The sequence below is a fragment of the Streptomyces sp. 6-11-2 genome (assembly GCF_006540305.1).
Lineage (GTDB): Bacteria > Actinomycetota > Actinomycetes > Streptomycetales > Streptomycetaceae > Streptomyces.
This window is the reverse complement of the sequence record NZ_BJOR01000001.1, coordinates 7,770,107-7,791,560: the sequence shown is the minus strand read 5'-3', so window position 1 is coordinate 7,791,560 and position 21,454 is coordinate 7,770,107. Positions and strand designations below refer to the sequence as shown.

Annotated in this window: 18 protein-coding genes and 3 pseudogenes; 8 read left to right on the top strand and 13 right to left on the bottom strand. The window is 69.7% G+C overall.

Going from position 1 to position 21,454, the window contains the following annotated elements; genetic code table 11:
- Positions 1-73 precede the first annotated feature (73 nt).
- Entirely contained in the window at positions 74-1,171 is a 1,098-nt protein-coding gene (locus TNCT6_RS35050; protein WP_172633262.1) for a MerR family transcriptional regulator, read from the bottom strand.
- A 569-nt stretch (positions 1,172-1,740) separates the two neighbouring features.
- Entirely contained in the window at positions 1,741-2,160 is a 420-nt protein-coding gene (locus TNCT6_RS35045) for a hypothetical protein (RefSeq protein ID WP_141367113.1), read from the bottom strand.
- A gap of 611 nt (positions 2,161-2,771) precedes the next feature.
- On the opposite strand from TNCT6_RS35045, the gene TNCT6_RS35040 reads away from it, so the two are divergent.
- Positions 2,772-4,052 carry an MFS transporter gene (locus tag TNCT6_RS35040; RefSeq protein WP_141365573.1) on the top strand — a complete coding sequence of 427 codons (1,281 nt, stop codon included), beginning with the start codon at positions 2,772-2,774 and terminating at the stop codon, positions 4,050-4,052.
- A 146-nt stretch (positions 4,053-4,198) separates the two neighbouring features.
- On the opposite strand, the pseudogene TNCT6_RS42215 reads toward TNCT6_RS35040, so the two are convergent.
- Positions 4,199-4,354, bottom strand: a pseudogene (locus tag TNCT6_RS42215) (repressor LexA); the annotation flags it as partial.
- 136 nt (positions 4,355-4,490) lie between these two features.
- Here TNCT6_RS42215 and TNCT6_RS35030 point away from each other — a divergent pair.
- From TNCT6_RS35030 to TNCT6_RS35015, 4 genes are all read left to right on the top strand, one after another.
- The gene (locus TNCT6_RS35030; RefSeq protein ID WP_253266344.1) at positions 4,491-5,570 is read left to right on the top strand and encodes an Lrp/AsnC family transcriptional regulator; all 1,080 of its coding nucleotides are present in this window, start codon (positions 4,491-4,493) and stop codon (positions 5,568-5,570) included.
- 177 nt (positions 5,571-5,747) lie between these two features.
- Positions 5,748-7,241: an amidase gene (locus TNCT6_RS35025; RefSeq protein ID WP_141365571.1), complete on the top strand. Its 1,494-nt coding sequence runs from the start codon at positions 5,748-5,750 to the stop codon at positions 7,239-7,241.
- Between the two features lie 15 nt (positions 7,242-7,256).
- Positions 7,257-7,508 carry a hypothetical protein gene (locus TNCT6_RS35020; protein ID WP_141365569.1) on the top strand — a complete coding sequence of 84 codons (252 nt, stop codon included), beginning with the start codon at positions 7,257-7,259 and terminating at the stop codon, positions 7,506-7,508.
- Positions 7,505-8,932, top strand: coding sequence for a sodium:solute symporter (locus TNCT6_RS35015; protein WP_216372830.1), 1,428 nt, complete (start codon positions 7,505-7,507; stop codon positions 8,930-8,932). The genes TNCT6_RS35020 and TNCT6_RS35015 overlap by 4 nt, the downstream gene beginning before the upstream one ends.
- Positions 8,933-9,109: 177 nt before the next feature.
- On the opposite strand, the gene TNCT6_RS35010 is transcribed toward TNCT6_RS35015, so the two are convergent.
- A complete protein-coding gene (locus TNCT6_RS35010) occupies positions 9,110-10,636 on the bottom strand; it encodes a malonyl-CoA synthase (protein WP_141365567.1) in 1,527 nt (508 codons plus the stop codon).
- Between the two features lie 16 nt (positions 10,637-10,652).
- Positions 10,653-12,047 (bottom strand): malonyl-CoA decarboxylase domain-containing protein, encoded by a 1,395-nt coding sequence (locus TNCT6_RS35005; RefSeq protein ID WP_141365565.1) that lies wholly within the window; start codon positions 12,045-12,047, stop codon positions 10,653-10,655.
- A 166-nt stretch (positions 12,048-12,213) separates the two neighbouring features.
- On the opposite strand from TNCT6_RS35005, the gene TNCT6_RS35000 reads away from it, so the two are divergent.
- On the top strand, positions 12,214-12,891 hold the full coding sequence (locus tag TNCT6_RS35000; protein WP_141365563.1) for a GntR family transcriptional regulator: 678 nt from the start codon (positions 12,214-12,216) through the stop codon (positions 12,889-12,891).
- A gap of 272 nt (positions 12,892-13,163) precedes the next feature.
- Here TNCT6_RS35000 and TNCT6_RS34995 read toward each other — a convergent pair whose 3' ends face one another.
- Together TNCT6_RS34995 and TNCT6_RS34990 are read right to left on the bottom strand one after the other, a co-directional pair.
- Positions 13,164-13,700 carry an EF-hand domain-containing protein gene (locus TNCT6_RS34995; protein WP_141365561.1) on the bottom strand — a complete coding sequence of 179 codons (537 nt, stop codon included), beginning with the start codon at positions 13,698-13,700 and terminating at the stop codon, positions 13,164-13,166.
- A 153-nt stretch (positions 13,701-13,853) separates the two neighbouring features.
- Entirely contained in the window at positions 13,854-15,056 is a 1,203-nt protein-coding gene (locus tag TNCT6_RS34990) for a sodium:calcium antiporter (protein WP_141365559.1), read from the bottom strand.
- Positions 15,057-15,339: 283 nt separating this feature from the next.
- Between TNCT6_RS34990 and TNCT6_RS42210 the strand changes: the two genes are divergently transcribed.
- Positions 15,340-15,993 (top strand): transposase domain-containing protein, encoded by a 654-nt coding sequence (locus TNCT6_RS42210; protein ID WP_373996225.1) that lies wholly within the window; start codon positions 15,340-15,342, stop codon positions 15,991-15,993.
- A gap of 241 nt (positions 15,994-16,234) precedes the next feature.
- Here TNCT6_RS42210 and TNCT6_RS34975 read toward each other — a convergent pair whose 3' ends face one another.
- The 3 genes and pseudogenes from TNCT6_RS34975 to TNCT6_RS34965 all read right to left on the bottom strand — a co-directional run bounded on the left by TNCT6_RS34975 (position 16,235) and on the right by TNCT6_RS34965 (position 18,072).
- The gene (locus tag TNCT6_RS34975; protein WP_216372829.1) at positions 16,235-16,825 is read right to left on the bottom strand and encodes a hypothetical protein; all 591 of its coding nucleotides are present in this window, start codon (positions 16,823-16,825) and stop codon (positions 16,235-16,237) included.
- A gap of 345 nt (positions 16,826-17,170) precedes the next feature.
- A pseudogene (locus TNCT6_RS34970) lies at positions 17,171-17,254 on the bottom strand (electron transfer flavoprotein subunit beta); the annotation flags it as partial.
- 62 nt (positions 17,255-17,316) lie between these two features.
- Positions 17,317-18,072 (bottom strand): annotated as a pseudogene (locus tag TNCT6_RS34965) (3-hydroxybutyryl-CoA dehydrogenase).
- Positions 18,073-18,139: 67 nt separating this feature from the next.
- On the opposite strand from TNCT6_RS34965, the gene TNCT6_RS34960 reads away from it, so the two are divergent.
- Entirely contained in the window at positions 18,140-18,754 is a 615-nt protein-coding gene (locus TNCT6_RS34960; RefSeq protein ID WP_141365557.1) for a TetR/AcrR family transcriptional regulator, read from the top strand.
- Positions 18,755-18,791: 37 nt separating this feature from the next.
- Here TNCT6_RS34960 and TNCT6_RS34955 read toward each other — a convergent pair whose 3' ends face one another.
- From TNCT6_RS34955 to TNCT6_RS34945, 3 genes are all read right to left on the bottom strand, one after another.
- The gene (locus TNCT6_RS34955; protein WP_373996224.1) at positions 18,792-19,028 is read right to left on the bottom strand and encodes a ferredoxin; all 237 of its coding nucleotides are present in this window, start codon (positions 19,026-19,028) and stop codon (positions 18,792-18,794) included.
- A 5-nt stretch (positions 19,029-19,033) separates the two neighbouring features.
- Positions 19,034-20,248 carry a cytochrome P450 gene (locus TNCT6_RS34950; protein ID WP_141365555.1) on the bottom strand — a complete coding sequence of 405 codons (1,215 nt, stop codon included), beginning with the start codon at positions 20,246-20,248 and terminating at the stop codon, positions 19,034-19,036.
- Positions 20,249-20,567: 319 nt separating this feature from the next.
- Positions 20,568-20,843 (bottom strand): hypothetical protein, encoded by a 276-nt coding sequence (locus TNCT6_RS34945; RefSeq protein ID WP_141365553.1) that lies wholly within the window; start codon positions 20,841-20,843, stop codon positions 20,568-20,570.
- Positions 20,844-21,454: the final 611 nt, after the last annotated feature.

Below are 21,454 nucleotides of genomic sequence, written 5' to 3'. Positions count from 1 at the left end.
AGGAGCCGCCTGACAACCAGCCGAACCAGCGGGCCATCCAGGAGCGGCTATGACACTGAACCTGCGACGCGGTTCAAGCTATGAGCAGGCGGAGGCCGAGATCTGCCGCGTCGAGGTCGGCGAGGTCGCTGTTGCGCTCGGTCCACCGGCCGGAGTCGATGTCGTCGCTGAGGCTTCGCACCGCCCGCTGCTCGGCCTCCGGCCCGACCCTCGTCCACACCGACATCGCACGGCGCACGTGCTCCTCCAGATACGCCCCTGGTCGGCGCCAGTACGCCTCGAACAGGCCGTCAGCGCAGTCCCGCGGAATGGGCACCGGCTCAGCGAGGGCGCCGATCGCGTCGGCCATCCCGGCAAGTGAGGGAAACTCTTCGAGGACGGCGGCGAACTCGGGCAGGTAGTCGCGGGTAAGCCAGAACCGGTCCTGCCATCCGGGCTCGTCGGTGTCGAACGTGAGCACCACCACGCGGCGGGCCACGCGCCGCATCTCGCGCAGCCCCACTATCGGGTCCCCCCAGTGGTGAACAGTGGAGACGGCCATCGCGGCATCGAAGGACTGATCCTCGAAGGGCAGGCTCTCCGCGGCGGCGGCCACGCACGGCGCCGAGCCGGCAGGCCGCTGCCCTCGCATGACCGCCGATGGTTCCACCGCGGTCACGTCGCGATCAGCAGGCTCGTAGGAGCCGGTGCCGGCCCCGACGTTCAGTACCGTCTGCGCGTCCCCGAGCGCGTCCCAGATCTGCGCGGCGATCCGCGGCTCGGTACGCCGTGTCGCGGTGTAGGCGCCGCCGATCGCGTCGTACAGCCGTGCACCGAGCATCTCCAGTTGCTCCTCCGGTGTCACCTTCAAGCCCTTCGCCCGCGCCTCGAGTTCCCTGTCGATGGCCGCCACCATGGCGTCAGCGCGATCACGCCGCTCCAGCAGCAGGCCGCGCAGCCGGCGCAGGTGCGCGACCGCGTCGGTGGACGGGTCGCCGACCAGTTCCGCCACCTCCCGCAGCCCGAAGCCCAACCGCCGATAGCCCAGAACCTCCCGCAGCCGCTCCACGTCGCCCGACGAATAGGCCCGGTACCCGGCCGCAGTCCGCGCCGACGGCCGAACGAGCCCGATCTCGTCATAGTGATGCAGCGTGCGGACGCTCACGTCGGCCAGCTCGGCCACGCGTCCCACAGTCCAGTGGTCCTCCACGGCACCGACTATGCAGCCTGACGCCACGTGAGGGTCAAGAGCCGCACTCACGGCAGCAAGAGCCGAACGTGAAGCAGCGGTCCGAGGCGACTCCTGCAAGCCAGAGGGTCCTGGTCCGACTTCTGTGAAGCGCCTACTCCCTGTGCCCGTTGGCCTCGCTGGTACGTCCCGCGAGATCGTCTGGAAACTGCCGGCGCTGACGGCGTTCGGGCTGATGGTTCTGGGCTCTGTGCGAGGTACTGCTGGCGCAGGGCGCACCGCCGTGGACGAAGGCGCAGTCACCAATGACGGAGCCGTGGGCGCCGGTCACGCCACGGGCCCGGTCCTCGGTGGGAGGTCCGGGCCCGGCTGTTTACCGTGGTGCCGTGACAAGCGCACCCGCCCCGTCCACGGAACGGCTCGCCAGCGGTCCACCGCGTACGGTCACCGGCGCAACGTACTTGATCGGACCGACGTGCTTGATCGAGCCGTCCGCGTTTGAGTGCCGATACGCGGCGCGGCCTGAATGGCAGCGATGGCGTTCCGAGCTCCCCAGGGTCTGCGGGCTTTGCTCAGCGCGTGCCTGTCGTCGCAGTGCTGTAGGCGTACAGGGCGACGACGCCGACCACGCAGGCGAGGATCGTCCAGGAGGCGAGGCTCATCCGTCTTCCTTTCCGCCGGGGCCGTTTCGGCTTCTCGGACCGCTTGGCGCGGCCGGGAGCCGCCGGGGCGGGCGGTGCGGCGTCGGCGGCGGTCTCGGCGAGCAGGCGGCGGCAGGCCGTGGCGAGTTCGCCGGTGCCGGCGCCGAGCGGGACGACAGTCTCCGAACGCGCCGGAGCGGTGGTGCCGCCGTCGAGGATACGGCCCGCACGGAGCAGGATTTCGTCCTTGCGACCCGAGGGGGCGAGACTGATCCAGCGCTGCACGTGCTCTCCCCGGATGACCACACCCCCGGCCCGGTCCCGGTACACGGTGTGCTGACGCCAGAGCATGTCCGCCAACTGCGCTGCGGTGTCTCTTAGTTGGGCGCTCAAGGCCCGTCCTTCCAGAGCCGTACGGTCAATCGAACGAGAATCGTACTTCGGCCTCCCGGCTTCGCTCGGGCGGCCCAGGGCGGGGTGATGCGGTCTGCGGCATCTGCCGGCCCCTGTGGAGCAGGAGCCTGCACTGAGGGAAGCAGGCACCCGTGGGAGGTAGGTCCCACGCTTACAGCGCACCGAGAGTCCCTGACGTCACACATCCAGCCGATCGCCCGCGAGCACCAGGCACACGGCGACTCGAGCTCAAAGGCTTGGTGATCTTGTAAGGTCAGGCCGCCACCTGTGACACGCAGGACCTGGAACGCGCTGAACACAGTGACCCCTGAGCGGGTCACGCCGCCTGCAGTCCCGGGGGAGATGCGCGGGTGGCACCAAGACAGGGGCGGGCCCGTTCATCCCCGTGGCGGACCCGCCCTCTGTTCATCTCGCAGCGTTTCGAGTGGAGTTCACGTGCAGCGTTATGTCATGCCCATGGCTTCGGCGAATGTGGCGTTCTCCTCCGCGTGAGCGGCCGGCAACACCTTGGCCGTCCCCTCCCCCACTCAACGAAAGACCCCCACTTCGTGACCGTCTCCTCCCATGAGGTCCAGCCGGCCGGCCGACACGCTGCCCTCCCCGCGGGCAGCCTGTTCCGGCGGGTCTACGCACCACGCGCGTGCGACGCGCTCGCCTACTCCATGGCGACCTATGCCATGCCGCTCGTCGTGCTGGCAACCACCGGCTCGGCGTCCCTGACGGGCCTGGCCTTCGCAATGGAGTGGATACCCCGGGTGGCCGCGTTCGGCTTCGCCGGCACCCTGGTGGACCGCAGCGGCGCGGCGATCGTCTGCTTCATCGCCTCACTGACCCGCGCCCTGCTGGTGGCGGGCGCCGGTGTGGCGCTACGCCTGGTGCCGCCGGGCACGGCCGAGACCGTCACCGTCATGGCACTGGCCGCTGTGACCGGGGCGCTGACACAGTTCAGCTTCATCGCCAACGAGGCGGTCGGCGCCGTCGTGAGCCGGCAAACCCAAGGACAGTCCCACAAAGTGCAGTCGGCGCTGATCGGCATCGACCAGACGGCCACCCTCATCGGCCCCGCGCTGGGCGGCGTCCTGATGCTCACCGGCCCGACGCGCATGCTCGCGTGTCTGAGCGTGCTGTCCTTCGCCTCCGCCGCACTCGCCCTGCAGACCCCGCCCACTCCCCTGCGCGCCGCGCGCCGTGGCGGACCGGCGCCGGGCGGTGGTCTGCGGGACGGATGGCAGACCCTACGCTCCCTGCCGTCCCTGCGCCGACTGGTGGCCGGACTGGCCTGCTCCAACCTCACGCTCGGGCTGCTGCAATCGGCCAGCCCCATCCTCGTGGAGGACCGCTTCGGCCACTCCGCGGCCGCCGTCGGCGCGCTCTGGTCCATCGCCGCGGCCGCCACCTTGGTCGCGGTCGCCTGCTGCCGCGCCGGCCTTGACCGGCTCGGCCTGTGGGGGGTCGGCGTCATCAGCGCAACCATCGCGGCCGCCGCCTGCCTCGCCGTGCCCCAGGCCCCCTCCTACACCGGCTACGTGACCCTCATAGCCCTCTTCATGGCCGCCGACGGAGGACTCACCCTCGTCCTGCGCACCCTCCGCTCGCAGGTCATCCCACCCGCGGCCTTCGGCACGACCCTCTCCCTGACCATCCTGCTCCTGCTGCTGCCCTTCCCCCTCGCAGGCATCCTGCTCGCCCTCACCCCGCCGCCGTACCTGAACAGCCTCATCGGAGCATGCGCCCTGCTGCAGGCACTCACCCTGCTCGTCACCTTCCTACGACTGCGCAACGACCCCGCCCTCCGAGTCAGGACACCGCCACCCCGCAACGAAACCTGACCCGTCCATCCAGCCATCGAAGCACCAGTGGGACGACAAGCACGCCGGTCCATTCCGGCCCGTATGGCGGCACGTCCAGGACCCCGGCAGCACCCTCGCCTGGAGCCCAGACGGCAGGTATTCCAGCCGCGGCCGTCTCGTACCAGCGCGCCGGACCGCTCCAAGCTGGCCAGGTGATGGGCGACCGACGCGGTGCTGCGCATCCCGACGGCGTGGGCGAACCGCCGCGCCGACGAACCCTTGCCCTTGTCTTCGATCCACCGCCTGATACAGCGCGGAATCTCCTCTTCCCGCTCGGTCACTCAGCCACCACCCCGGGACCGACGCCGAACACCCCCAGAAGATCACCTCCAAACCACGTCGGTGGATCGAGGCTTGGCCGAGCCGCAGAGCCCGACGCCCCTGGGTAGGGGGTTGCCCGGAGTTAGGGTCGTTCCCGTGACGTACCCAGTACCGGCCACGCCGGCCACCTCGACCGCCCCCGCAGCCCCGCCCGCGCATCCCTCCACGCATCCGAGCGTGCCCGCCGGCGCGCACGGTGGCGCGCCCAGTGGCCCTCTCGACGGGCTCGACCGGCGGATCGTCGCCGCTCTGCAGATCGATGGGCGGGCCTCGTGGCGGCGGATCGCTGGGGCCCTCGGGGAGCCCGAGCGGAAGGTGGCGCGGCGCGGGTTGCGGTTGCTGGAGAGCGGGGACGTCGCCGTGCGCGGGCTTGTCGTGCGGGGGGAGACCGTGATCCTGCGGATGACGTGCCGGCCGGGCGCCGTGCGGGACGCGGCCGTGGCGGCGGCCCGGCGCGCTGACTGCATCTTCTCGTACGCGCTCGCCGGGCCGGTCGACTGCGTGGCCGAACTGCAGTGTCCGCCGGGCCGGTTGGCGCCGCTGATGCTCGACGAGGTGCCCGCGCTGCCGGGGCTCGTCTCGCAGAGCGTGTCACCGGTTCTGCGATATTTCCGCACGGTGCACGAGTGGTCGCCCGGGATCCTGGAGGCCGAGGAGGTCGAGGCGCTCGGGGGGCCGTCCGGGATCGTCGACGGGCTCGCTCTCCCGGACATCGAGGTCGGGCCGGAGGAGCTGGCGATCCTGGGGGCGCTCGCCGAGGACGGGCGGCGCACGCACGAGGACCTGGCGGCCGTCGCCGGGGTGTCCGTGGCGACCGCGCGGCGCCGCGTGGAGACGCTGACGCGGGAAGGCCTCGTGAGCATCCGGGCCGCCGTCGAGCCCGCGCTGCTCGGCCTGCCGGTCGAGGCGCTGCTGTGGATCAAGGTCAGGCCCGACGAGGTCGAGAAGGTGGGCCGGCTGCTCGTCGAGTCGCCGCTCGTGCGGTACGCCGCCGTCGTGATGGGCGAGCATCAGCTCCTGGTCGACGTGACGCAGCCGTCGAAGGCCGCACTGCACGCGTTCCTCACGGCCTCGCCATGGGTGCGGCACGTGGAGGCCGTGCAGTCCCATCTGGTCGTCGAGTCCTTCAAGCGCAGTGGTGTCGAGTTCCCGGGCACCGGCCGCATCTCTTCGTAGCGCGACTGAAATCTTCACCATCGACGATCTGGCGTCTTAAAACTTCATCACAGCCAACCTATTGACTGAAAGGGTCAGTAGCTTCAGTGTGGTGCACCACACGCGTCGCGCCTCGGCCACCGGCCGGATCAGCATCACCGCGGCGACGCCCACCGTGCCTGCTGCCCTAGGACTGCCATGCCCGTTGCTCCCGGCCCCGTCGCCCCCAGCTTCGTCGAATCCGTCGAACCCGCCGCATCCGGCCCCGCCGTCCCCGGCCGGGACGAGATCTGCGTACTCGACGCCGTCGACCTCGCGGCCCGCATCCGCCGCGGGGAACTCTCGGCCCGCGAGGTCGTCCAGGCCCACCTCGACCGCATCGAGCGTCACAACCCCGCCGTCAACGCGATCGTCACCCTCGACTCGGAGGGCGCGCTGGCCGCCGCCGCTGCCGCCGACGAGCGGCAGGCGCGCGGCGAGGAGCTCGGCCCGCTGCACGGTCTGCCCATCGCCTTCAAGGACACCCACCTCACCCGCGGCATGCGCACCACGCACGGCTCACCGCTCTTCGCCGAGCACGTCCCGCACGAGGACGAGCTCCTCGTGCAGCGCATCCAGGGCGCGGGCGCCATCCGCATCGGCAAGACCAACGTCCCCGAGTTCGCGGCCGGCTCGCACACCTTCAACCCCGTCTTCGGCGCGACCCGGAACCCGTACGACATGACGCGGTCCGCAGGCGGCAGCAGCGGCGGGGCCGCGGCCGCGCTCGCCGCCGGGTTCCAGCCGCTCGCCGACGGCAGCGACATGGGCGGCTCGCTGCGCAACCCGGCGTCCTTCTGCAACGTCGTCGGCCTGCGCCCCACCCCCGGCCGCGTCCCCTCGCACCCCTCCGGCAACCTCTGGGACACCCTCGGCGTCGCCGGGCCCATGGGCCGCACCGTCGCCGACACCGCGCTGCTGCTGTCCGTCATGGCCGGGCCCGACCCGCGCGTCCCGATCTCCCTCGACGAGCCGGGCACCGGCTTCCGCGCGCCGCTCGGGCGGAACACCGCCGGGCTGCGCGTCGCGTTCGCCCCCGACCTCGGCGGCCGGGTCCCCGTCGACCGCGACGTGCGCGACGTCTTCGAGCGCCAGGCCAAGGTCTTCGAGGACCTCGGCTCCGTCGTCGTCGAGGACTGCCCCGACCTGGACGGTGCCGAGGACGTGTTCCGCACGCTGCGCGCCCACGAGTTCAACCTCGGTCTCGGCGCGCTGCTCGACAGCGACCGCGCGTCCCTGAAGTCCAGCCTCGTCTGGAACATCGAGGAGGGGCGGCGCCTGACCGGCGCCGACCTCGTCCGTGCCACCACCGGTCACGCCCGTATCCACCTCGCCGCCACCGCCTTCTTCGAGCGGTACGACGTGCTGATCGCCCCGGTCAGCCAGGTCACCCCGTTCGCCATCGAGTCGGAGTACCCCACCGACATCGACGGGGAGCCGCAGCGCACCTACCTCGACTGGATGCGCTCCGCGTACTTCGTCACCGTTCTGGGCTCACCCGCCCTCTCCGTCCCCGCCGGCTTCACTCCAGCCGGCCTTCCCGTCGGCCTCCAGATCGTGGGCCCGCCCCGCGCCGAGAGGACCGTGCTCGAGACCGGTGCCGCCTACGAGGCCGCCACCGGGCACGGACGCCGTCGCCCCTCCCTCCCGTAGCCGTATGGAGCCCCGATGAGAAAACCGCACGTCCTCTGGGCCGTCGTGCCCGTAGTGGCTTTCCTCAGTACACCGTTCCTGCCCTTCGTCAACGGCCCGCACCTCTGGTTCGGCATTCCCTCCGTCCTCGCCTGGTGCCTGCTGTGGACGGTGGGTACGACGGCTTCGCTCGCGCTCGTCGAGCACTTCGCTCACCACGCCGATGAGGACGACGAAGACGACGAGGACGACGTGACGCGCGACGCGTACGAGGAGGTCGCCGCGTGAACACCACCATGGCCATCACCCTGGTCGGCATCGTGACCATCGCCGTCGTCGGCATGAGCGGGCGCCGGCCGAGCCGCGGGGAATTCGGCGAATGGACCGTGGGGAAGCGCAAGTTCTCCACCTTCACCACCTGGTTCCTGCAGGCGGGCGAGTCCTTCACGACCTTCAGCTTCCTCGGTCTCGCCGGCATCGCCTTCGGCGGCGGCGTCGCCGCGGCCTTCGCGCTGTGCTATCTCGCGATCAACTTCATCCTGCAGTACTTCACCGCGCCCCGCATGCGTGAACTGGGCCGCAAGGGCGGCTACTTGACGCAGGCCGACTTCTTCGCCGACCGCTTCCGCAGTCCCCTGCTCGGCAAGGTCGTCGCCGTCGTCGGCGCCGTCTTCCTGCTGCCGTACCTCCAGCTCCAGATCACCGGGCTCGGGCTGATCGTGCAACTCGCCACCGGCAGCCGTACGGGCGGCAACCTGAGCATGGTGCTCGCCACCGTCCTCACCGTCGCCTTCGTCCTGTGGTCCGGCATCCGCGGCATCGCGCGCGTCGCCTACCTCAAGGACGCCCTGATGATCGTCGGGCTCGTGGTGCTGATCGTCGGCGTGGCACTGTCCGTGAACGGCGGCATCGGCGGCCTGTTCGAGACCGTGCGGGACAGCCACCCGAACTTCCTGACGTTCCATCAAGAAGGTTACGACGCCACGTTCTTCGTCACCGCCGTCATCATCTCCGGCATCGGTGGCGGACTCGGCACCATGGCCCACCTGTGGCCGCCGGTCCTCGCCGCCGGCAGCGGGCGTGCGCTGCGCAAGAACGCGGTCTGGCTGCCGCTCTACCAGATCGCACTCGGCATCCCTGTGATCGTCGGGTTCGCCGGAATCCTGCTGGTGAAGCCGGGCTCCCCCGCGAACGCCGTCGCCTTGACCCTCGCGGGCCAGACCCTGCCCGGCTGGCTCGTCGGCATCGTCGCGGTCGCCGCGGCCTCGGCGGCGATGGTGCCGTCCGCGGCCATCGTCGTGGGCATCTCCAGCCTGTTGTCCCGCAACCTGCTCAGCGTCCGCAACGAACGCGCGCAGCTGCGCACCAACCACCTGTGCGTCGTCGCGGCCGCCGGCCTCGCCCTCGTGCTCGGCCTGACCAGGCCCGGGCTCCTGTCCGACCTGCTGCTGCTCACCTACGGAGGCCTCACCCAGCTCGCCCCGGCGATCGTCATGGGCCTGGCGAAGAAGGTCCGTCTGGACGCGGTGCCCGCGCTGCTCGGCATCCTGACCGGTGTCGGCGTCCTGGTCTGGCTCACCTTCGGAGGCGTGGACGTCGGCACGGTCGACACCGGGCTCATCGCCCTCATCCCGAACCTGGTGGTCACGGCCGTCGCCCAGCTCATCGTACGGTCCCGCTCCCTCGCCCCGGTCCCGGCCGAGGCCAACTGACCGGCCGCCGGGCGGCGCGCGGTGTCGGGCCGCGCGCCGCCCGGCGGTTCATCGCGCTCTCAACTCCCCTACGGGTTAAGGCCTTCACCGTTCTCGGTGAGCCGCGGACACGAAATGAAGGGCCGTCTCCATGACGGCCCTTCACTTCGTGTCCGCTCCTGTCAGCCCCGCTGCGGATCAGGCGTTCAAGCCCACGAACAGATCCTGGTAACGCTTGCGCAGCTCGGCCTTCTGCACCTTCCCCATCACGTTGCGCGGCAGAGCCGCCTCGACGCGCACGGCGCGCGGGTGCTTGAACCGGGCGAGGTCGCCGGCGATGAACTTCAGCAGTTCGCTCTCCCGGGGCTCCTGGCCCGGCGCCGGGACGACGACAGCCACGACCGTCTCCCCGAAATCCGGGTGCGGGACACCGATCACGGCGGACTCCAGCACCGTGGGGTGGGCGTCGAGCAGTTCCTCGATCTCCTTCGGGTAGATGTTGTAGCCGCCGGAGATCACCAGGTCCTTGCCCCGGCCGACGATGCACAGATAGCCGTCCTCGTCGATGCGGCCCAGGTCACCGGTGATGAAGAAGCCGTCCGCACGGAACTCGGCCGCCGTCTTCTCGGGCAGTTGCCAGTACCCGCTGAAGACGTTGGGGCCACGGACCTCGATGCTGCCGACCTCACCGTCGGGCAGTGCCTGTCCGGACTCGCCGTCCACCACCCGGATCTCCGTGCCGGGCAGCGGCTTGCCGACGGTGCCGGGCTTGCGCGGGCCGCCCTCGTACGGGTTGGTGGTGTTCATACCGGTCTCGGTCATCCCGTAGCGCTCCAGGATGGCGTGGCCCGTACGGGCCTCGAAGGCCTCGTGGTCGCTCGCAAGCAGTGGGGCCGAGCCGGAGACGAACAGCCGCATCGAAGCGCAGGTCTCCGGGGTGAGCCGGTCGTGCTTCACCATCCGGGTGTAGAAGGTGGGCACGCCCATGAGCACCGTGGCCCGGGGCAGCAGATCCACGACCTTCTCCACGTCGAACTTCGGCAGGTAGTACATGGAGGCACCGGCCGCCAGCGTCATGTTCGCGGCGACGAAGAGCCCGTGGACGTGGAAGATCGGCAGGGCGTGGATCAGCCGGTCTTGGTCGGTGAATTGCCAGGCTTCCAGCAGCGCCTGGCAGTTGGAGGCGAGGTTGCCGTGGGTCAGCACCGCGCCCTTGGAGCGTCCGGTGGTGCCGGAGGTGTAGAGGATCGCCGCCGGGTCGTCGGCCGACGCGTCGACGGCCTCGTCGTGGCGGCCGTCGCCCTCCAGCAGGGTGCCGTCGCCCTTGGTGCCCAGGGTCTCGACGACGAGGTCCTCCCCTTCGCGGTGCGCATGGTCGGCCCGCCGCTCCGGGGAGCAGACCAGCACACGCGGCCGGGCGTCGCCGATGAAGTACTCCATCTCCGCACCGGTGTACGCGGTGTTGAGCGGCAGGAAGACGCCGCCGATCTGCAGCGTCGCCAGATACAGCGCGATGGCCTCCGGGGATTTGTCCACCTGCATGGCGACCCGGTCACCGGGGGTGACACCGTCGGCGACGAGCCGGGCGGCGATCCGCCCCACGGTCCGCGCCGTCTCGCGGTAGGTGATCCGCCGACCGTCGGGCAGCTCGAAGAGCGCCTTGTCCGGCTGCCGCTCCACCTGCTCGGCGAAGGACCGGCAGATGGTGGTGAAGGGTGGTGCCATCAGGGGTGTTCCTCTCTCATCGATCGTTTGAGGCGGTAGATGCGGTGGAGGCGTCCCTGGCACGGGGCACCTCGGCGGCCTCGGGGAAGGCGTCGCGCAGCGGTCCGCCGAGGGCGACGGCGCCGCGGCGGACGAAGTCCTCGTGCCGGCGCTCCAGCTGCCCCGGCTCGTAGCGGTAGTTGATCATCGCGCCGTACGACTGCCGCCAGGCTTCGACCGAGCTGTTCGCCGGCCAGTTCAGCTGCCAGGCGGCGGCTCCGTTACCCAGGTGGAATCGGGCGACCGGATCGAGGGGGCGTCCGTCCTCGCGCCGCTCGACCGCGATGTACCGGGCCAGGGCGGGAAGGAGCCGGGCACGGATCCGTTCGGCGTCCGCCGCGCCAAGGTCCGCCGGCCCCTCCAGGGCGTCCAGCTCACGGACGAGCAGCCTCAGCTCGGCGTCCCGTCCGGCCTGCTCACCGAGCCAGCGCCGGAATCCGGGGAGGGGCGAGAGCGTGACGAACTGCGTCAGATGGGGCAGTTGCCCGCCCACCTGCTCGATGACCTGCTTGATGAGGAAGCTGCCGAAGGAGACTCCGGCCAGGCCGTCCAGCGCGTTGTTGATCGAGTAGAGCGCCGCCGTGTCCGCGTCCGAAGGGCTGAGCGCCGGGCCGGGCTCCAGCAGTGGAGCGATACGGTCCGGCAAGCCGCGCACCAGAGCGACCTCCACGAAGATCAGCGGTACCTCCCCGGTGGCCGGATGGAAGAACGCATAGACGGCACGGTCCTCCGGCTCCAAGCGACGGCGGAGCTCGGCGCTGCTCTCCATCGGGTGGACCTTCTCGCCCTGCATCAGGTGCTGGTGCAGCTCCTTCGGTGCGTCCCCGGTGACCTCCGCCATGCGGAGAAAGCCTCGGTTGAACCATGAGGTGAGCAGGTGGTGGAAGTCATGGTCGAGGGGCCGCAGCTCGGGGTGCCGGTGCATCAGCCGGCGCAGGTCCGCGCGCATCTCGACCAGGGCGAGCGTGGCGTCCGGTGCGTGGTTCATCCGGCGGAGCAGCTGCTGGCGGGCCGGCTCGACCACGTCGAAGAGGCGGACCAGCTCCTCCTCGCCCCGGGACCCGGCGCTGCGGGCGTCCTCCCAGCGGCGGAAGGCGGCACGGACCTGATCGGCGTCGGCGTCGTAGGTCTGGGTGATGTGGCTGAAGAAGGCCCGCCTGCCGTCGTCGTCGAGCTCGTCGTAGGCGGCGAGAGCCCTGGCCGCGACGGCGCGCATCGAGGCTTCACCCACGTCGCTCATCAGGACTTCGCAGGCGGCGAGCAGCTGGTCCAGTGGGGAGTCCAACGGCTCTCCGGCCGCCGGATCCGTGCCACGCCGCCGCCCGAGAGCCTGGAACAGGTCGGTCAGCAGCCAGCCGTCGTGACGTTCCATGTCCGCACCTTCCGTACGCCCCTGGTCTCGCTCGCCTCTGGTGTCGCCCCCCGGGCTTTAAATCCATGACGGCGGACGATATATATAACAGCGCTACCGTAGGACACATCGGGGCTCGTGCACCACCCCCTGCACGCCCGGATAACCTGACCGCTCGGAGGTGCACATGGCCCGGGTCCCGGAATCCCAGCGCGTTCGCGACGCACTCGAGAACGCTGTCGTCGACGGCCACTACCGTCCTGGCGAGCGTCTGGATCCTGCGCGACTCGAACAGGAGTTCGGCTGCTCTCGCACGCCGATCCGGGAAGCCCTCCAGGCCCTGGAGCGCTCCGGACTCGTACAGATCCGGCCCAAGCAGGGCACGTACGTCACCGAGCTGAGCGTCTCCGAACTGGCCGAGCGCTTCGAGGTCATGGCCGAGCTGGAGGGGATGGCGGCGCGGCTCTCCGCCCGCCGGATCGACCGGGAGGCGCTGGACGACCTCGAACGCGCCCTGCAGGAGTGCGAGAGCCACGCGGCGGCCGGCGACGCGGACCGCTACTACTACGCCAATGCCCGGTTCCACGGCATCGTCTACGACTCCTGCGGCAACGAGTACCTGCGGCTGCAGGCCCACGCGCTCAAGCGAGCCCTGCAGCCGTACCGGCGACTGCAGCTGCGCGTCCCGGACCGCATGCGCCGCTCCCTGGCCGAGCACCGCGAGATCGCCGACGCCATCACCCGTGGCGACGCCGAGACGGCGGAGAACGCCGCCCGCGACCACGTACTCGTCCAGGTCAAGGAGTTCAGCCAACTGGTGCGGACATGGCGACAGTTGACGGAGCCGTCGCGCGACGCCGGATGAGCGCACCGCCGCCAGGGGCCACGGCTCTGATATCACGCCCTCCCGACCTCGATCACGATCCCCCAGGACGCGGTGGAGATCGCCCGGCCTCAGCGACCACTTCCACGCCGCTTCACTGCCGACTTCCAGTGCCGAAAGCCCACGATGATCGACCTGATAGGGATGAGGCCCGATCGTCAAAGACGGCTACGGAACACACCGTGGCCCGGAGAGCGCAGTGGGACCTTCCCCGCTCTCCGGGCCATCTGGTGTTCGGCATCTTCCGGTTCAGCTCAGCGCCCCAGCGGTGGCACATCGATCTCGCCCAGGTGGTAGGCGCGGACGGCCTGAACCAGCTCGTCGACGGAGAGCTGGTCGCCGTCGGCGTGCATCTGGCGGAATGCGTCGGCCGGGTCGATGTTCTCGACCCCCATGGCGTCCAGCCAGGTCTTGAACTCGGTCGGGCTGATCTGGTCGTCATCGTCCACGTCCGCCAGCTCGATCATGGCCTGGATGGTCGGTTTGATGGCCTTCCCGAAGTCTGCGCCGCCATTCTCCAGGACGTGTTCCTTAACGATGTCGTTGAACTGCTCGGGGGTCAGCCGGCCGTTCTCCTTGTCGATCCCGGCCTTGTCGGCGAAGAAGTTCCACATGCCCAGGTAGGCGTTGCTCAGCGCACGGCCCTTCGGGGAGCCGGGATTTTCGCCGAAGGCCTGCAGGATGCGCTTGGACTCGGCATCGCAGTCGGACTGGTCGATGCGGCCGTCGCCGTTCACGTCCCAGCTCTCGAAGCGCTTCTCGATCCGGTCGAGCTGCACGGAAGTGGTCATCTCGGAGATCTCCAGGTGGTTCGTCCGGGCGGGGCCGACCCAGGGGCAGGGCCAGCGGTGGCACCCGGGTGCATCTGCGAAGTGCCGTCACCCGATCGGAGCGGGCACGGAACGTCACCTTACCTACACTGTCAGCGATTGCGGGTCACGCACCTATTGCCAACCGAGTGATAGGGGGCGGGCAGATGCCAGATCCGCGTCGTCGTTGTCGGGCGCGGGCGCACCCGGGACCGCCGGTGCCTCGATGCCCGGTCGCCGCGCGTCGTCGGAGCCCGGGGCATCGTCCACGGGAACCAGCCCGAACACGGAGAAGCTGATGGCCCAGTAGGCGATGTAGGCCACCAGCAGCACCACGCCGTGCCAGCGCCTGAGGTGCCCGGTGAGCAGTGCGTATGCGGCGAACCCGTTGATCACCACCAGGGCCGGCAGGTGCCAGCTGAAGATCTCCGGGGTGATCACGAGCGCGCCGCCGGCCAGGGCGATGATGCCCACCTTCGCAGTCACCGAGAACACGACGCTGCCGATGACGTTGCCGACACCGATCGCGGGCGCGCCTCGCCGGGCCGGCTCCGCGGTCAGGAAGATGTCCTCCAGGGAAAGCACCAGCGTCGCGATCGTCGCACCGAAGACAGTGCCGCTGATCGCGAAGTTCTCCACGATGCCCTCGGTTCCCTTCGTCATGGTCCAGGCGCCGACGACGATTCCGGTCAGCGCGAGGATCGCCAGCCCGAGCAGCATCCACCCCGGCCGGCTGGCCGACTTCGTCGCGCCGACCTGGCCGGTCTCGTAGAGGCCACCGGAGCCATGGTCCCGATCCCCGGTACCACCACCTGGGCCCCCGGCCGTTCCGGCGGCGACGCCGACGAGTTCGGGACTGTCCACCGCTTCGAGTACTTCCGCGCTCCTGAACGTCGGCACCGCCCGACGGGACTCGCGATAGGCGATGTAGGCGACGAACAGCAGGAACAGCAGGACGAGAACAATCGCGAAGACGGTCCCCAGCTCGCCGAGCAGTGCCGGCCCGATCAGGATCAAAGGAGCGATCGCGAACAAGGCGATGTAGTCCTTCGGGATCTCCACCCGGCAGGGCGCGACGAGGGCAGCAATCGCGAGCACCAGGCCCGACAGCGAGATGACGGTTCCAAAGACGACGCCGAGCGCGACGTCTTCCAGTCCCTCAACGTTGAGCACCACACCGAAGGCGAGGTCGTCGAACTCGATCCCGGTGAACACAATGGCCAACAAGAACAGCGAGACCGCCAGGCCGCGCGCGGCGCCGACCAGGTAGGTGATCAGCTTCTCGGCACTGTAGATCAGCAGCGCCACTCCGGCGACGAAGATGAGGATGGACGTCATCCGATTGCTCCCCCTTGAGCAGAACGGACTGGCCAGGCCCCCCAGGGGCCTGGCCAGTGACAATCAATCGGAAGCTAGCAGGGATCAGGGCGAGTGACAGCCAGGCGCACTGAGGCACACCGGCCCCCGGGGCGTGCGCCCACCTGCCCGAATCAGACGAAGCCGCACCACAGGGATCGGCGTGCAGCACTGATGTACAGCAACCACAGCAGCCGATCCCGCCCGTTGCACCGTGTTGGATTCCTCCCTCACCTAAACGCCAAGGCCATGAAGTTACGGGTCGGTGCGTGGCTGCAAGTGGTGGCTGATCTGGAAGGACGCCGGACGCGAGAAGCGGAGCCCCAGGAGAACTGGCTGGTCCGCCAAGACAAGCCGTTCACAAAGACCGGAGGCTCCGCTGTCCGGACAGTCTGTCATCACCCGTGAGGTCGCGGTAGCCGAAGGCGTCTTCGCCCCGGGTCATCTGGGCGAGATGACTCAGACCGTGCCGTTCGAGATGGTCGACGAGGTCCTCGCCGAGTGCCGGGCTGTGCAGCAGCGGCTGCGGAAACTCCCAGCCCGGGGGGGGGTGGTCTACCTGCTGCTCGCGGCCACGTTGTTCGAGGAATGCGGCTACCCGGCCGCCTGGCGCAAGCTCACCGGCACTCTTGACGCCCTGCCTCTGCCGCGGGTGACCGCGACCGCGTTGTGGCACGCCCGCACCCGGCTGGGCGTGCGCCCGCTGCAGGCTCTGTGCGTCGCCGGAGTATCGCTGCACGATCCCAGAGAAGCGCGACCAGGTCGCCCACCGCGCACAGCGCGGCTCCCGCGGCGGCCGGCCGCCGAAGTTCGATCCGGCCGACTACAAAGAGCGCCATGCAGTGGAGTGCGGCATCAACCGCCTCAAGCGACATCGCGCGGTCGCAACGAGATACGAGAAACTCGCCGTCCGCTATGAGGCGACCGTGCTGGTCGCAGCCATCAACGAGTGGCTGTGACCAGCACTTTCGAAACGCACCCTAGCGTCAAGCATGTTGAGGTGTCGTGCATTTCTCATTGAGATCGGCATTGGCGTCACCGCGTGTGGTCGCCGAGAGTATCGGCCCCAGGTGCCGCCGGATTCGATGACCAGCCGGGGGGCCGTCTTGTCATGGTAACTGAGGGCCTTCGCGATGACGGGGGCTGACGCAGGAAACCTCTCACCGCTCCCCGGCAGTCGTCCGTCTCGCGCCGGTTCTACTCACAAGCCAGACGCCGAGCGCCGCCAGGAGGGCTGTCGCCAACGCGTACACCGGCAGCCAGAGCGTCGTCGTGGACGCCAGGCAGTCGTTGACGGCGTGCTGGCTCTGGTCGCTCGCGTACGCCAGCGCGTCGCTGCCGTGGCTGCCCAGGCCGCTCAGGGCGGCCTGCGCCTGAAGTGTCGCGTAGCCGCCCAGGTGGGCGCATTTGATGCGAGTGCCCGGCATCGGGAAAAACCAGGCCCAGCGCTGCATGGCGGGGGCCGCCGCGAGGGCCACGCACAGGCCGACGACCAGCGAGTAGGCCGTCAGGCTCCGCACGTATTCGGACCTCGCGCCGTGCGTGGGGGCCGGCGGGCGGGTGAAGGCGAGGATCAACGCGAGCAGTGTGACGCCGAGGTAGGCGGAGAACCACTGCCACGAGCCGGAGGAGAGCGCGAATGCGAGCACGCCGGCGAGTGCGGTGCCCAGCACCCCGGCCCGATTGCCGGCTCCCCGGTCCGTGCCGGTGGTCACGGAGCCCTGGGCGCCTGAGCGGCTGCGGTCGTCCATGCTCTCTCTCCTGCTTGGCTCCGGGCGACCAGTCTCCGGCCTCAGCCCCCTTCGGGCACTCGCACCATGCCGTTCCGCCCGCCCTGCTCGCCCGGTTGGCGGGCGCGCCAACCGCGGTCTCGGGCCTGTTGGGATCGCATGTTGGGGTGTCAGGATTCAATGTCTGCCAAGGGGTAGGTCCTGCCGCGCTGCGAAAGGACGCCGATCTCGCGTAGGTGGGCCTGGAGGCTGACCGGGTTATCGGCTGCCCAGGCTGACGGCAGGGGAAGAACCATCAGGCACTTCGGCTGCTGGCACGAATGGATGTAGGACCGCATCAGTTCGGCGACGGACTCTGGGAGGGGAGTCGGTCGTGGTGTCCTCAGTGAAGCACCGGTCGCCGGTCGCATCGGACACGTATTTCACAGTGACAACGATCCTCAAGCTCACCTTCGGGTGCTCTACTCGCGAGTATTTGTCGGTCAAACGTTGCGTCTCTTCGTGCGGGTCTCTCAGCGGGCGTAGTCGTGAAAGCCGCGGCCGCTCTTCTTGCCGAGCAGTCTGGCGTCGACCATCCGCAGCAGCAGGGACGGCGGGGAGCGCAACTGTTCCTTGAACTCCTCGCACATGGAGTCGGCGATGGCCTTCACGGTGTCGAGGCCGATCAGGTTGGCCAGCCGCAGGGGCCCATAGAGTGGACGCAACCGAGAATCATGCCGTTGTCGATGTCCTCGGCCGTGGCCATGCCGGATTCGAGCATGCGGATGGCGGACAGCGTACGGGACGAGGAGGGAGTTGACGATGAAGCCCGCTCTGTCCTGTGACCTGGTGGCCTGCTTGCCCAACCTCCCCGCGACGAAGGCCTCGGCGAGCCAGCGAGCCTGGTTGCCGGCCAGAAGTGAGGGGACGATCTCGACCAGGGGCATCACGGGCACCGGATTGAAGAAGTGGGTGCCACCGACCTGCTCCGGGCGACCGGTGGCCATGGCCAGCTTCATCACCGGGATGGATGAGGTGTTGATCGCGAGGATGGCGTCCCCCTGGGCGACGATCTTGTCCAGGCTCGCGAATACCTCGCTTTTGATGTGCTCGTCCTCGGCCACGGCCTCGATCACCATGTCCCGGTCGGCACAGTCCACCAAGTCCGTGGTGAAGCAGATTCGGCCCAGCGCGGCATCGCATCCGGATTTGAGGTTTTCCGGGCCGGTCTCGCACACCGGCACGGCGAGCCCCGCTCGGGCACGGACTTCCGCGATTCCGCTGCCCATATCGGTTCGGCCCGGAACGCCTGTCAACTCGAATCGAGTGTCAACTATCAGTTGTTAAGGTGGGGGCATGCCTGCTGGTACCCCCCGAGCGCTGCGTGCCGATGCGGCACGTAATTTCGACAAGATCGTCCGGTCGGCGCGTGAGGTATTCACCGAACACGGGCCCGACACCTCGCTGGACGAGGTCGCCCGGCATGCAGGGGTGGGGATCGCGACGCTGTTCCGTCACTTCCCCGACAAGGGTGTGCTGCTGCGCGCGGTGCTGGACCAGCAGTTCTCCGAACAGGTGCTGCCCGCGGTGGAGCGGGCGGACCGGGACAATGACGTGCGGCGCGGTCTGACGCAGGTGTGGGAGGCGGCGCTGTCGTCGGCCGCCGACGCCTACAACGTGCTGACCGCGGCCCGCGGCGCCGGAGTGCTGACGCCGGAGGTCGGTGACCGGTTCTTCGACGCGCTGACCCCGCTCATCGAGCGGGGTCAGCGGGAAGGCGTGGTGCGCGACGACCTGGTGCCGGAAGACGTGCGTCGCCTCATGACCATGCTGGTGAGCGTGCTGTGGACGATGGATGCGGGTGAGGACGGGTGGCGGCGCTATGTGGCGCTGGTCCTGGACGGCCTCTCGCCCGTCGCGGCGCGTCCTTTGCCGTGCGGGGCTCCGGCGCTGCGGCGCCCGGAGGCGTGAGGGCTGTCCGGACGCCGGCATTCTGATGGCGGGCGGGTCACTCGCCGTGCACGTGGATGGCGCCGGCTGGGCACAGGGCGGCGGCCTGCCGCGTGCGGGAGTGATCTGCCAGTGGCGGCTCGGCGTCGAGGACGATGACCTTGCCGTCGTCGCTCTGGTCGAACACGGCGGGCGCGCTCAGGGCGCACTGGCCAGAGGCGACGCATCGGTCGGTGTCGGTTTCCCGGTGCATGCTCTGCTTCTCCTCGTCCGTCACGGCGTGGTCGTCAGGCAAGCGTGTCACCAAAGGACGGGGACGGTGCTGACACCACCGGCCAGCCGTTCGGTGTGGTCAGGCAGGGTGTGGGGGTCGACGGCGAGGTGCAGGCGGGGCATGCGGCGGAAGAGGGCGGTGAAGGCGATGCGCATCTCGGTGCGGGCCAGGGCGTTGCCGATGCAGTAGTGGCCGCCGTGGCCGAAGGCCAGGTGTGCGTTGGGGGTGCGTGAGGGGTTGAAGGTGTCCGGGGCTTCGAACCTCTTCGCGTCACGGTTGGCGGAGTTGATCGCGACGAGGACGGCGTCGCCCCGGGCGATGACGTCCTTGCCGATGGTGACGTCTTCGCGGGCGTAACGCATCAGGCCGAGCCCGCCGGGTGCGGCCATGCGCAGGATCTCCTCGACGGTGGCCTGCACCTGCGCTGCGGGGTCGGCGGCGAAGTGGTCGCGGCGAGCGGGATCACTCAGCAGGAACATCACGCCGAAGTCGATGCGGGTCGAGGTGGTCTCGTGGCCGGCGAACAGCAGGCCGGCTGCCAGGCGGGTCATGTCGTCCTCGGTGAAGGTCGCGTCCTCGGCCTGGACCTTCAGGATGTCGGTGATGACGTCCTCGCCGGGCGAGAGGCGCTTTTCCTTGGCGAGCGTTGCGACGTACGCCTGGAACTCCGCCATGGCCCCCTGCCCGTCAGCCCCGCCGTGAAGGGCGCCGATCCGCTCGGACCAGCCGCGCAGCAGGTCCCGGTCGCCGCTCGGCACGCCGAGCAGTTCGCAGATCACCTGGACCGGCAGCGGGAACGAGAGGTGTTCGTGCAGGTTGACCGGCGCATCAGGACGGCTGCGTCGGGCCTCCTCCATGCCGTCGAGGCAGCGCCCGGCCAGGTGCTCGATCCTTGCGCTCAGGCACCGCATACGCGGTGCGGTGAAGGCGGGTACGAGCATCCTGCGCATCCGCGCGTGCTCGCGGGCCTCGTCCTCGAACGTGCTGATGGGCCCGGACTGGATCGCGGCCGACGAGATCCTGGACGCGGTCTCGGGCGCGGGGTGCGACTTGCCGAACCTGGGGTCGCCCAGGATCGCGCGGGCCTCGTCGTAGGTGGTCACCAGCCAGGCGGGGTCACCGGCCGGAGTGGTCACCCGGGCCAGTGGCCCCTGCTGGCGCAGGCGCGCAAACAGCGGTGCGAGGTCCAGGGCGTTGGGGCGGGCAAACGGCAACTGCGGTGCGGGGGCGGTCGCGGCCATGAACATCTCCTGGGTGAACGGTTCGGGCAAGCTGACGGTGCCTGTGCGAGGCGGCCGGACCCGGCCGCACGACCGGCATGGGGGCGCAGGCGGGGACGCATCCGGAGAGAGCCGGGCCGCCTCCGACGCGGCCCGCCGGCACCCGTTGCCCTGACACGACCCACTCCTTTTAACTGATACTCGACTATCTGTTATGGGGGTGCAACACGGCCGTCACCCATGTGGCACGGGCAGGGGGATTTTCAGCCGCACACGCCTTGCGCCTGCCGATCGTTGCGGTCGGCAGGCGCAAGGGCGGGCTGTGCGCGATCAACGGCCTCTACGATCGCGTGGCGGCCTTCATCGAGAGCGCCCACAGGCGAGCGGCGCCGGCGCCGTCGAGCGCGTAGTCGGCGACTCCTCCGTGAAGGTTGTCCGGATGTAGCAGTTCCGCTTCCTGGCAATCTTCGAAGTACTGGCCCGTGACGCCTTGGGTGTGCGGGGAGACGGCAAACAGGACGAAGGTGGCCGCGCCTTGTTCCGCTGTCTTCCAGGGCAGGGCGGGAGAGCCGCTGTCGGCATTGCGGGCGAGGATTGCTGGATCGACGTGGCGCACCGGCTGCTGATCGCCACGGAACGTGCAGGCACTGCCCGCCCGTGACCCGAGCGGATCGCGCTGCCGCCTGTTCCCCGCGTTGTCTGGAGAAGCTGGCGGCGTCTGGTTACATCGGCCGCTCCACCATCGCGGCGCTCGGGGACCTGCGGGCTGCAGTCGAGCCGGTGCATCAGCCTCGTGGCGCCCGAGACGCTGCAAGCCTGCCGCCGCGCAACGGGTGACGCCTGCGGAGCGCCCGCCGGACGGGCCAGTCGTCCCCCGGTGACGGCCCGGCGCAGCCGGTCGGCGAGGTCGGCTCGCTCCTGGTAGGTACAGAACGAGGACTCCGTTGGTGGAAAGCGAGGACCTCGAACTGCTGGCGCTCGTGGAGCGCCCTGCGAGGCGGACGAGCCAGGGTACGACCAGGTGCGCTGCCTAACGCAGCGTGCCAGTTGCCACTGGTCGCAGCGTGGAAGTACGCCCTGTCCTGGGCCCGTGTCAGCCGACAGGACATGACCATCAACCCGGACCAGGAACGCTTCGAGGCCAAGCGCGGCCACTCCCACACCCGGAGCCGCTGCGCCTCCAGTCACCCAATCCTGCGCCCAGGGGTGTGGTTACCCCCACTCCCC

What these genes read in the sequence shown, in the direction of transcription:
- TNCT6_RS35045 (WP_141367113.1), bottom strand. Translation starts at nt 2,160, where the DNA reads ATGCTCTGGCGTCAGCACACCGTGTACCGGGACCGGGCCGGGGGTGTG.
- TNCT6_RS35025 (WP_141365571.1), top strand. Translation starts at nt 5,748, where the DNA reads ATGCCCGTTGCTCCCGGCCCCGTCGCCCCCAGCTTCGTCGAATCCGTC.
- TNCT6_RS35020 (WP_141365569.1), top strand. Translation starts at nt 7,257, where the DNA reads ATGAGAAAACCGCACGTCCTCTGGGCCGTCGTGCCCGTAGTGGCTTTC.
- TNCT6_RS35010 (WP_141365567.1), bottom strand. Translation starts at nt 10,636, where the DNA reads ATGGCACCACCCTTCACCACCATCTGCCGGTCCTTCGCCGAGCAGGTG.
- TNCT6_RS35005 (WP_141365565.1), bottom strand. Translation starts at nt 12,047, where the DNA reads ATGGAACGTCACGACGGCTGGCTGCTGACCGACCTGTTCCAGGCTCTC.
- TNCT6_RS35000 (WP_141365563.1), top strand. Translation starts at nt 12,214, where the DNA reads ATGGCCCGGGTCCCGGAATCCCAGCGCGTTCGCGACGCACTCGAGAAC.
- TNCT6_RS34995 (WP_141365561.1), bottom strand. Translation starts at nt 13,700, where the DNA reads ATGACCACTTCCGTGCAGCTCGACCGGATCGAGAAGCGCTTCGAGAGC.
- TNCT6_RS34990 (WP_141365559.1), bottom strand. Translation starts at nt 15,056, where the DNA reads ATGACGTCCATCCTCATCTTCGTCGCCGGAGTGGCGCTGCTGATCTAC.
- TNCT6_RS34975 (WP_216372829.1), bottom strand. Translation starts at nt 16,825, where the DNA reads ATGGACGACCGCAGCCGCTCAGGCGCCCAGGGCTCCGTGACCACCGGC.
- TNCT6_RS34960 (WP_141365557.1), top strand. Translation starts at nt 18,140, where the DNA reads ATGCCTGCTGGTACCCCCCGAGCGCTGCGTGCCGATGCGGCACGTAAT.
- TNCT6_RS34950 (WP_141365555.1), bottom strand. Translation starts at nt 20,248, where the DNA reads ATGGCCGCGACCGCCCCCGCACCGCAGTTGCCGTTTGCCCGCCCCAAC.